This is a genomic window from Emergencia sp. 1XD21-10 (assembly GCF_009936045.1).
Lineage (GTDB): Bacteria > Bacillota > Clostridia > Peptostreptococcales > Anaerovoracaceae > Senimuribacter > Senimuribacter intestinalis.
Window position 1 is genome coordinate 1 of record NZ_QWEQ01000044.1, and the last position, 10,402, is coordinate 10,402.

The following is a 10,402-nucleotide window of genomic DNA, read 5'->3' on the forward strand; positions in this document are numbered from 1 at the left end:
TGGATAAAGACGATGCCCAGGTCGCTCTCCTCATTGACAGGAGGCGTGAGGAAACCGCCGTACATGTCATCGTGTCCGCGTGGCTCAAGGAGGGCTATCTTTCTGAGATTGTCAAGATGGGCTGCCGCATAGCGGCGCTTTTCCGCCATGGTGCTGCCGATAATCTCAGGAAATCCCCTTGTAATTAAACGAAAGGGCTCTCCTGCTACATGAAAATCCAGATACTCCAGTGTTTTCATTTAGAATTCGACCTCCACTCCGATGTTTTCCTTCTCTGCTGTTTCACAGATGTATTCTGCGGCTGCAAGGTCGACAAGCGCCATGCCTACGGTTTTAAAGACTACCGTATCTGATGCAGGTTTTGGCTGGCTTCCATCTAACACGTTATGTAAACATTTTACATTTTTCTCATCAAGAAGTCCCTTTTCAATTCTTGTCGATAAGTCTCCGCTTTCTTCGCAGGCATAGGGCAGATCCACATACACATCCTCGGTAATTTCAAAGAGGCTGTCTGGCAGTTCTTTCATATATGGTTTGTAGGAACCTACTGCAATGTAGCATTTTCCCTTTAAAAGTTCAGGATCTTCAGGCAATACCGGCTCTGTCGCAAAGGTGGTGGTAACTACAATATCAGAGCCTAAAAGCAGTTCTTCTGCGCTTTTGCAGATGACCATTTCCGGATTACCAATGGCTGCTTTCTGTAAATCCTCGGCATAGTCCTTCAGTGCATCTTCGGGCTTGAACGGGTCAAACAAGCAAATCTTTTTGATGTTTCTCACTGCTGAAATGCACACGCCCTGGGAAAACCCCTGCACGCCGCAGCCTACAATCCCTACGGATGCTGCATTTTCATTGGACAGCTCTCTAGCTGCCAGTGCGCCGGTTGCACCGGTACGCCAGGATGTGACTCTCTTTGCATCAAGCAACGCTTTGCTCTGACCTGTGGTTCTGTCGTTTAACACCACCACACCGTCGATGGACGGCAGTCTGCGCCCCCTGTTTTCCGGTACCAGCGCCAGCATTTTGGTGCCGCAGGCATGGTCTGTAAAGCACGGCATGTACAGGAATGTCATTCCGCCTTCTTCAAAGCCATACCGCTCTGGCATAGCAAATTCTCCTTTTCCGTAGATGTCAAAGGCTTTCGCTACGACTTCTACCATTTCCTTTGGTTGTACGACCTTGTCAATATCATTTTGATTGATAATTTTCATTTCTGTTACCTCCCCTATGATGATTTAAGCAAGGCACATGACCTGTGCCATGTGCCTTAACCTGTTATTTTTTCATGATAGCTTCGATTTCTTCTACCGTCTTTGGAATTCCTGCTGACAGAATTTCCACACCGGTTTCTGTAATCAGCACATCGTCCTCAATACGGATACCGAGACCCAAATCCTTCAGATACACACCCGGTTCTACGGTAAAAATCATACCTGGCTCGAAAATTCCTGCTTCACTCCCTACATCGTGGCACAAAAGTCCGATGCAGTGATCCGCTGGATTGGACGCCGCCCAGTTCTTGGCTGTCGTCATATTTACCGGCTGATTTTCATCGATCAGACCTGCTGCGCGAAGTTCTCGTCCAAGCATTTTTCTTGCTTCAGTATTGATACCTTGTCTTGATTTTCCCGGACCCATCCTAGCGATAATCATTTCTTGAGCTTTCAGCACGATGTTGTACCAGTGCTTCTGCTCTTCTGTGAATTTACCATTTACCGGAATGGTTCTGGTCACGTCGGAATTATAATACTCCCGATTAGTACCGATATCCATGAGCAAAAGGTCTCCGTCATTGAGTTTATCCGTATGTTCTTTATAGTGCAGTCTCGTGGCATTTTCTCCGCCCTGCAGACTTGCTATAATGTCGATGATACGGCTGCCTCTCTTGACCGCTTCAAAGTCAATGTAGGCTTCTGCCTCATATTCATACATACCCGGCTTGATATGCTTCATCACTGAAAGCATGCCTTCCCTTGTAATATCAATGGCCTCTTTTGTCAGCTTTATCTCAGCCTCGCTCTTGATTGCACGCATCTGATAGATTTCCTCGGCAATATTTTCTATGTGCAGCGCAGGATAGCTTGCCCTAAGCTGTGAAAAGAGTCTGTTTGCCTCAGTATCAGGCTGCAGTGCCTGATTGGCGCTGCCGGTATAGACCTTTGATACCGGAAAACACATAAAATGCACCATGAGCACCTGCTCTTTGAAATCTTCTTTGAAGCCGACAGCTCTGATTCCTGAAAGCTCCGTATAGTAGTCCGGCTGCTTTTCAGGTCCAAAGTAAGTTTTGTCGTAGCTGCTGCTGTGAGGAACAAATAGCTGTTCCATAAGTGCCGACCCGTTTTTCATCATAACCAGAATACAGCCCGGTACATCAATTCCTGTCAGATAGTAGAAGTTCCGGTCCACCTCGAAAGGATAGTCGATTTCATTCCATTGGGGCGTTGGCTCTCCTGAAAACAGTAGCATAGGACATCCCGGTTCTAATTTTTCAGAAAGTCGCTTTCTTCGGTTTGCATATTCTTCTCTTGTAATACTCATGCAGATTTCTTCCTCTCTTCAATCTCTTTTCTCATCTGCGGTACTTTCTTTTCGTTCTTGATAATCAAAATTGCAAATACCAATGAAATAACTGTAGCAATTCCCGGAATTAAAGTGTTCTCTGCCATCCACATAGATAATACACTGTCAGCCTGCTGCTCAGCTCCCTGCACGTAAGGAACCAGCAGAAGCAGATATCCTGCAATCGGTCCGCCAATTGCCATGCCGATTTTATAGGAAACTGAGAATCCGCTCATCAGAATGGCTTCGTTGTCAACACCTGTTTTCCATTCGCCATATACTTTTGCGTCAAAGATGTTAAGAATGATTGTCATTGCAACCAGGCCGCTGCCAAATCCGCTGATAATCCAGCCTGCATTCATAATCAGCATGCTGCTGTCCTGCAAAATGAACCTGAACAGATATCCGGCAGATGCCATCAGGCAGCCGATAGCAGCCGTTCCGGCATTTCCAAATTTTTTAATAAAAATCTGCATCAGGAAGATTCCTGCGAATGAAGAAATGGTTGTCATGTTGGAATACGCCAGATACATTGCATCTGTCATACCAGCATGATTATACTGGAAATAGAACGGCATAGAAGACTGTGCCAGTGAATCTCCCAGCAGCAGGAACATGTACAGTCCGATGCAGCACAGCCACGGCCAGTTCTTCATCAGTGCCTGTAAAACTTCCTTTACAGATGCCTTTGACTGTTCAATGTTCTCTACGGTTTCAGTTTCATATGGATCCGCATCGTAGCCCTTTGTTCCAAAATACACAACCAGATGACCAATCATATACAGAACACCGAAAACCATACCCATATACATAAAGCCTTTTTGCATATCTGCTCCGCCAAAAATGCCAACCAGTTTCATGGTAAAACCTGTTACGAAGTAAGTGCCCGCCATGCCGATGAAACCTGCAAGCTGGGTAATCTGCGCTCTTTCCTGACGGTCGATTGTGATTCTGCCAAGAAGAGTATTCATCGGAATCAAAAGTACGGTACTTGCCATGCCCTGCAGCACGTAGGTAACCGCTACCCAAACTGCCTTGCCTGTACTTGAAAATCCCGGCATAAAGAATGTCAGCGCCAAAATAATACCTGCTGGAACAGAGAAGTATTTCAGCCAGATACGGCACTTCCCCTCTTTTGAATGGGACTTATCTACAATAGCACCCATCATCGGATCATTGATAATATCCCAAATCTTCGCTGCCAGAATGATGGTAGATGCGATTTTCGGATCTACACCGCAGATGTCTGTATAAAAGAATAATAAGTACGCTGCTGTACTAACAGCTAGAATGTTCTTCGAAAAAGCACCTGTTGCATAGCAGATTTTTACCTTCCAAGGCAGTCTGCCTGTCTGCAAAGTTTTATCTTCCATTGTTGTTCCCCCTTTTTCTTACACGGATACAATTTTCCCATATAATCCCCCTGTTAATCCGCCGCTTTTCAGGGCGAATTTCCCTTGCACTAAAACGTGCTCGATGCCGCAGGGCTGCATCTGCGGATGCAGAAAATCTTCCCTTGGATCCAGTTTTTCCCGGTTAAATACGACCAAATCGGCGGCTGCATCTTTTTCTAAAACGCCTCTGTCCTTCCAGCCAAGAATCCCCGCAGGAATTCCTGTCATCTGTGCAATGCGGTGTTCCAGCGTTCCCAAATCCGATTTCAAATACTTGACAAAGCCGCAGTAAGCGCCTGTCGATTTGCAGTTTTCCGGATAATCCCCTTCTGGAAAAGGCGCAGTGCTGTTATAATTTATCGGAGATACATCAAGTCCCACTGCCATGTCCTTTTGAGAGAGATAAACCTCCGATTCAGGGGAAATGCTGTTATCTGTCCACATGTTCCAGCAGACATATGGATCCATGGCAAGCAGCTTTAGCAGCACATCTACCACATCACACTTCCATTCATCACAAAGTGCTCCAATTGATTTTCCTATTACAGCTTTCTCACAGCAGGAAGTAATTACCATGCTGCGTCCAAATCCCGGCATCGTCTGCGGGTCAATGCGAGTCATCACGCTTGCCGAAGGGTGCCTTCCTGCTTTGATATCTGCCGCAACCATATTCCTGTAATTTCCCACTTTCAGTGCATCTGAAAAAGCTTTTAGACCACCTGCCTGCACTACATACGGCTGAAATCTTTGTCCAATCTTTGGATAGAAGTAATCACCTCCCGTATAGCTTACCAACGTATCATATGTAATGTGAGCCCCCATTTCCCGGTACTGCTGTATACATTTCAGCAAATCCTGTGCACATGCTGCGCTATCTTTTTCTGCTGCAAAAACTATAAACAGATGACTTAGATGCAGATGCACGCCTGTCTTTTTCGCAAGCTCCAGCATTTCCATAATGCCGTCTAACGGTTTGTGCTGCGGATTAAGTTTTCCAGCGCGTACCGGTCGCTGCTGCCAGTGAACTGCCAGAATTTTGCTCTTTTCTGCTACGCACTTTGCGATAGCCTCCAGTTCTTCATCATCTGCAAAAAATCCCGGTTCGTAGTCAAGTCCCAAAGAAATGCCAATGGCACCTTCCTCCATGGTTTTTTCACAAAGACGAAGGATTTCTTTGCGTTCCTGCTCTGTAGCTGTCCTTGCATAATCACAGCCCATCACCTGCAAACGGATTTGTCCATGACCCGCATAAGCCGCAAGATTTACGCCAGTACCTTGATTGATATGATCTGCATATTCTGCAAAGCTTTTCCAGTCCAAATCCTCGCCAAAAGTTTCCCGATACGCAGGTCTAAGCACTTCCGTTGGCAAAACCTGTACAAAGCCCGGATTGATACCGCCTATAGGCATCGGAAGAATCCTTGCAACGGCTCGCTCCTCAAAGGGAAACTGGCTATAAAAGGCTGGACAAGGGCTTGGGCTCATACCGCAATTTCCACCGACCACCGTAGTGATGCCCTGCCCGATCGCACTTTCCGCCTGCCTGTAGACCGGCAGCGTAAAATCTCCATGAGAATGTATATCTATAAAACCCGGCGCAACGAAAAGTCCGTCCGCATCTATGATTTCCCGCGCATTTGGTGTTTCACCGCCGATGTATGCAATTCTACCGTCTTTTACCGCTAAATTCGCATTTATTGCTGGCTTTCCAGTTCCGTCAATCAACATGCCGTTCTGAAACAAAATATCCATCATGTCCTTCATCGCTTCCTCCTTTCACTTTTATTCTATCTGAATATTGACAGAATTGGAAATACCGTTATATAATATGGTTATGCGCAAGACGCATAACAGAAGAAAGGAGCACGCCATGGAGCTTCAGCAAATCTATTACGTATTAGAAGTCGCTAAACATAAAAGTTTTTCCAAAGCAGCAGAAGCCTTATATGTTTCCCAGTCCTCCATCTCCCGGCGCATTCTTGCACTGGAGAAAGAGTTGAATGTCAGACTTTTCAAAAGGGATACTCACAGTGTGTCTTTAACCAAAGATGGCGAAGATTTTTGCCATTATGCGCAGACTGTCACTGATACCTTAAAAGCACTGCAGGATCATTTTCGTGCGACCAAAGATTACGCATCTGCACCATTAAGAATCGCTGTTTTTCCTTTTTATAAAATGTCAAACCTCAGGCAGCTGCTAAATGACTATATGGCAAGAACTCCGGAGTTATCCATTGACATCACAGTTTTAGACACCCATCCTGCTCTGGATCTGCTTGAAAAAGGCGAACTGGACTTTGCGTTTATCAAAGGTCCCATTCCGTCAAAAAGCAATTTAAGTTTTATCGAGCTCACGAAGGAATTTTCCTATCTTCTGACAAAAGAGGACTTCCTTCCCGGAATTACTTCGATTCATACGGATATGATTTCTGACCTGTCCCTTCATATCGGCAGAAAAAATACACCATCGCAGGCGCTTGCTGCCAACTATTTTCAGAATCATGGGATTTCCCTAAAAGAATCTCCCTACGACACCTACGACGCCGATATCATCCTGGATTTGGTGCGTTCTGCAAGTACAAATGTATTAGTTTCAGAATCCATTGCAAACAAGTGCACCGGCAATGGGATCAAAGCTATTCCCATCGATAAAGACTGTTCCATTGCATTGATGTCCACCTATCTGGTCTATCCGAAATCCAAAGGCAAAACGCTTCGCAGTGCACACACAGCTTTTCGCAGTTATATTTTAGATTCATTTCAAAACAATTAAAAAACGACTGCAAAATGATGCCAAATCGCATCTTTGCAGTCATTTTTCTATTCTAATCCTTATTCTGCTTTCTTCACCATGCACTCTTTCTTGTAAAATGCAATGGCATATTTGCTCACACGGGGATAACCTTCCGCCAGAAACGGCTTTGCGTACTGCTGTGCTTCAATCTGCGCAAGACCTTCATCGCATTTTGCCGCCATCTCCGCAACGCTTCCTGCTGCTTTCAATTCTAAGATAATGACCTGTCCTCTGCGGATAGCCTGGGTTTTCAGTATAATGTCCGGTCTGCCCGTTCCACTCTCACGATTGGACTGCACCATATACCGACCTGCATTCTTCAAAAGCCCTGTCAAAAATCCATGGTAGTAGCTCTCCGCATAGTCGAAGTAGCTGATGGTGTCCATCAGCTGCTGGCTGATGAAGTTCTCAGCCGCTTCGCAGTCCCCTTCTTCGAAAGCCTTGATGAGACTGCTTCTATCCACATTTGCTATCTTTTGGTCAAACCATTCTTTGATGCTTTGTTCATAAATGGATGCAATCTCCTCGTTGGGAATCGCCATTTCAATATAGATATTCCGTTTCTCTATTCGCTGACTTTTCATCTTTAGATATCCAGTGAAGAACAAAAAGTTCCATAGATTATCTTTCGATGTGTGAATATCTCCGTAGGTAATTTCTTCGTGAACCGGTTTTTCTATGGTGCCGCCTTCCATCAAAATCTCCAGCTCCTGGCGGGTCATATCGTCGGCATCCTCCACAAGTTCCTTTACAATTCCGTTGCTGGAAGTGTTGGACCAATAGGGTTTTGTTGAAATTTGATTACCCGACAGCACGCTTTTCGTATAGTTTAAAATGCTCCACGGATTGTAAATTTCTGTATTTCCGAAAAGATAGCCGTCATACCAGTCCCTTGCCTCGCAAAACCTGTCAGAAAGGTCATAATAGGCAAGCATCTCCTGCACTTCTTCACTCGTAAAGCCAAAACAGCTGCTGTAATTCTCGCTGATAATCGAATGAATTTCTAAATTATTCAGTCCCGTAAAGATACTCTCCCTGCTGATTCTAAGGCATCCTGTCACTACACCAAACTTCAGATAGGGATTGGTTTTCAGGGCGGACTCAAAGAGGGAGCGGATGAAGCCAATCATTTCATCGTAAAATCCACCGAAATATGCACACTCTAAAGGTACATCGTATTCGTCAATGAGAATCATTGCTTCCTTCCCATGATATTTGTACAGGCACTCGGACAGAAATCGGATTGCGTCTACATATAGGGAAGCATCTTCTCTTTCTTTTAGAATCGCCTCGTATTTTTCCTGTGCGTTTCCGTTCATTTTTCCGGCAAGTACGTACTGATGTCTGGAAAACTCTGCAACAATTTCCCGTTTTAACATAGTGTACGCCATTGCAAAGTCACTTTGTTTGGCTGATTTTAGCGATAAAGAAATCACAGGGTACTGCCCCATATGGGCAAGATACTTTTCTCCGGCGTTCATGATAGCAAGCCCTTCAAAGAGATGGCGATTGTCTATCTTCTCACCTTCCGGCGTTCTCTCATCTTCAAAGAAACGGCGAAGCATGGAAAGATTCAGGGTTTTACCAAAACGGCGGGGTCTTGTGAGCAGCGTTACTTTACTGCCATCTAATATTTCCCGTATCATCTGTGTTTTATCTACAAAGTATAGATTGTTTTCTTTAATTTCTTTAAAATCCTCAAATCCAATGGGAATTCTCTTCTTATCCATCTTCGACTCACCTCTTTTTCTTCGTATCTATAGTATACGTGAAAAACGGGAAAATCACAAGAGCCAATCAAATAAACTTATCATCTCTCACCTAATACATATCGGTTCAAGCAAATATTGATATGCAGCTAATGCCAAAGCCGCACTTCCAAGATGCATCTTATCCTCCTGAAAAATCGCTTTGGGGCTGTGATTAGGCGGCATATCTGTGCCTCCTACACCTAGAAGCATATACATTGTCGGGATTTTTTCCGCAACAAAGGCAAAATCCTCTGAAGCTGACCACGGCAATGTCGCCTGGCAAATTGTAAGTTCCTTCATTTCCTGCAGAAACGGCGCAATCTTTTCGCATAGTGCACTGCTATTTTTCAGTGCAGGCAGTGAATTCATCTTTGCTGTGCACTTCGTATCTGTTGAAATTGCTATGCCTTCCAATAGTTTATAAATTCGATTCAAAATTCTCTGTCTATCCTTTTCGTCAAAGCAGCGCAAAGTTCCCTCCATCACTGCAGTCTGAGGAATAATATTTGACAATTCCCCTCCTTCAAAATGACCGATGGAGCAGGTTGCAGAATGAAACATGCTGCTTTCTCTAGCCACAATACCTTCTATCCCCTGATAGATTTGAACAGCAGCTTTAATCGGGTCCACTGTATATTCAAGAGCTGATCCATGTCCACCTTTTCCTTCTACCTGAATAGAAAAAAGATCCACCGATGAAAAAGCTGCGCCTGGTTTAAAAGACAGCACACCATTTTCTTGTGTTGTAACAACATGAATGCTGAACGCAGCTTCTATACTCGGATTTGAAAGCACACCATCTTTCAGCATTGCTTTTGCACCGCCCATGACCTCTTCGCCTGGCTGAAACATGAGCCTTACCGTGCCGCACAGCTTATCTTCGCAATCTTTTAGCAGTTTTGCTGTTCCAAGAAGCATTGCAGTATGTAAATCATGACCGCACATATGTGAAATCTTCCTCTGAGAACGAAATGGCAGATCATTTTCTTCTTCTACTTTTAATGCGTCCATATCTGCCCGGATTAGTACAGCGTGCTCACCTTTACCAATATCAGCAATAATCCCGCCACCACATGAAACCGGTGCATAGCCCATCTCCGTAAGACGCCTCTTTACATAAGATATGGTTTCCGGCAGTTCCATGCCAAATTCCGCATGGGAATGCAAATACCTGCGATCTTCTATAATTTGACCGCTGATTTCTTTTGCTCTTTCTTCAAAATTCATCAGTTTTATCCCTTCTTCCATTAAATTTCAACTTCTTTTCCGCATTTCATCGAAAACCCATCCTGCAACGGATCATCCTCTTCCAGCAGAATGCTACCCTTTCCCATCAGGTACGCCCTGCTGTGAATGGTCGGTATCACCTGCCCTCTTTCTGTCTCTTCGATGGTCACGATAAACGGTATACCGGAAATCCCCCGGTTTTCAAGTTTCTTCCCCTCATGCAGTCTCCCTTTTCCATGAAGTACCGCTGCCAGCGCTGAAGTTCCGGTTCCTGTAGGTGAGCGGTCAAACTGTCTCTTTCCAAATACCGTAAAGGTTCTCGTGCTGATTACGCTTTCGCTCTCCCCATCTTCTGCAAAGAGTATCATGCAGATGCCGTTTTCCTTTGCGTTCAGCGCCGGATTTTCTGGATGTACCATTGCAAGCTGATCGATGGCGCAGTGTCCGCATTCCATGGCAATATCCAGCATCGCCTGAATGTTTTTTGCTTCTAATTGGATTCCAAACTGCCTCATGTCTGCAAAGACCATAAAAGCGCCGCCATAGCCTACATCTACGCTGACTTTTCCATAGGACGGTGTCTGCACCGATTCATCTAGGGCATATGCAAAGGAAAGGTCGTTTTTCAGCGCTATGTCGCTGATTTTCCCTCCTTCTGTCTGTACTGCAAGCTG

Annotated in this window: 9 protein-coding genes; 1 reads left to right on the plus strand and 8 read right to left on the minus strand. The window is 44.9% G+C overall.

The annotated features are described in order from the left end of the window. The 5 genes from D1151_RS15825 to D1151_RS15845 all read right to left on the minus strand — a co-directional run. Positions 1-239: proline racemase family protein (locus tag D1151_RS15825; RefSeq protein ID WP_161909513.1), on the minus strand; the 239-nt coding region annotated here is incomplete at its 3' end. Further along, the gene (locus tag D1151_RS15830) at positions 240-1,211 is read right to left on the minus strand and encodes an ornithine cyclodeaminase family protein (RefSeq protein ID WP_161909514.1); all 972 of its coding nucleotides are present in this window, start codon (positions 1,209-1,211) and stop codon (positions 240-242) included. A 64-nt stretch (positions 1,212-1,275) separates the two neighbouring features. Continuing rightward, the gene (locus D1151_RS15835) at positions 1,276-2,541 is read right to left on the minus strand and encodes an aminopeptidase P N-terminal domain-containing protein (RefSeq protein WP_161909515.1); all 1,266 of its coding nucleotides are present in this window, start codon (positions 2,539-2,541) and stop codon (positions 1,276-1,278) included. Further along, positions 2,538-3,935 (minus strand): MFS transporter, encoded by a 1,398-nt coding sequence (locus tag D1151_RS15840; RefSeq protein WP_160203265.1) that lies wholly within the window; start codon positions 3,933-3,935, stop codon positions 2,538-2,540. Before D1151_RS15840 ends, D1151_RS15835 begins: the two co-directional genes overlap by 4 nt. Positions 3,936-3,953: 18 nt before the next feature. Further along, the gene (locus D1151_RS15845; RefSeq protein WP_161909516.1) at positions 3,954-5,720 is read right to left on the minus strand and encodes an amidohydrolase family protein; all 1,767 of its coding nucleotides are present in this window, start codon (positions 5,718-5,720) and stop codon (positions 3,954-3,956) included. A 106-nt stretch (positions 5,721-5,826) separates the two neighbouring features. Between D1151_RS15845 and D1151_RS15850 the strand changes: the two genes are divergently transcribed. Continuing rightward, the gene (locus D1151_RS15850; protein ID WP_161909517.1) at positions 5,827-6,729 is read left to right on the plus strand and encodes a LysR family transcriptional regulator; all 903 of its coding nucleotides are present in this window, start codon (positions 5,827-5,829) and stop codon (positions 6,727-6,729) included. A gap of 59 nt (positions 6,730-6,788) precedes the next feature. On the opposite strand, the gene D1151_RS15855 is transcribed toward D1151_RS15850, so the two are convergent. The 3 genes from D1151_RS15855 to D1151_RS15865 all read right to left on the minus strand — a co-directional run. Next, positions 6,789-8,480 (minus strand): AAA family ATPase, encoded by a 1,692-nt coding sequence (locus D1151_RS15855; RefSeq protein ID WP_161909518.1) that lies wholly within the window; start codon positions 8,478-8,480, stop codon positions 6,789-6,791. An 87-nt stretch (positions 8,481-8,567) separates the two neighbouring features. Beyond that, positions 8,568-9,749, minus strand: coding sequence for a M20 family metallopeptidase (locus D1151_RS15860; RefSeq protein ID WP_160203269.1), 1,182 nt, complete (start codon positions 9,747-9,749; stop codon positions 8,568-8,570). After that, positions 9,749-10,402 (minus strand): proline racemase family protein (locus D1151_RS15865; protein ID WP_161909519.1); only part of this gene is annotated, 654 nt, incomplete at its 5' end. The genes D1151_RS15865 and D1151_RS15860, both read right to left, overlap by 1 nt.

Coding starts and splice junctions, on each gene's coding strand:
- D1151_RS15860 (WP_160203269.1), bottom strand. CDS start 9,749: ATGGAAGAAGGGATAAAACTGATGAATTTTGAAGAAAGAGCAAAAGAA.
- D1151_RS15840 (WP_160203265.1), bottom strand. CDS start 3,935: ATGGAAGATAAAACTTTGCAGACAGGCAGACTGCCTTGGAAGGTAAAA.
- D1151_RS15835 (WP_161909515.1), bottom strand. CDS start 2,541: ATGAGTATTACAAGAGAAGAATATGCAAACCGAAGAAAGCGACTTTCT.
- D1151_RS15855 (WP_161909518.1), bottom strand. CDS start 8,480: ATGGATAAGAAGAGAATTCCCATTGGATTTGAGGATTTTAAAGAAATT.
- D1151_RS15830 (WP_161909514.1), bottom strand. CDS start 1,211: ATGAAAATTATCAATCAAAATGATATTGACAAGGTCGTACAACCAAAG.
- D1151_RS15850 (WP_161909517.1), top strand. CDS start 5,827: ATGGAGCTTCAGCAAATCTATTACGTATTAGAAGTCGCTAAACATAAA.
- D1151_RS15845 (WP_161909516.1), bottom strand. CDS start 5,720: ATGAAGGACATGATGGATATTTTGTTTCAGAACGGCATGTTGATTGAC.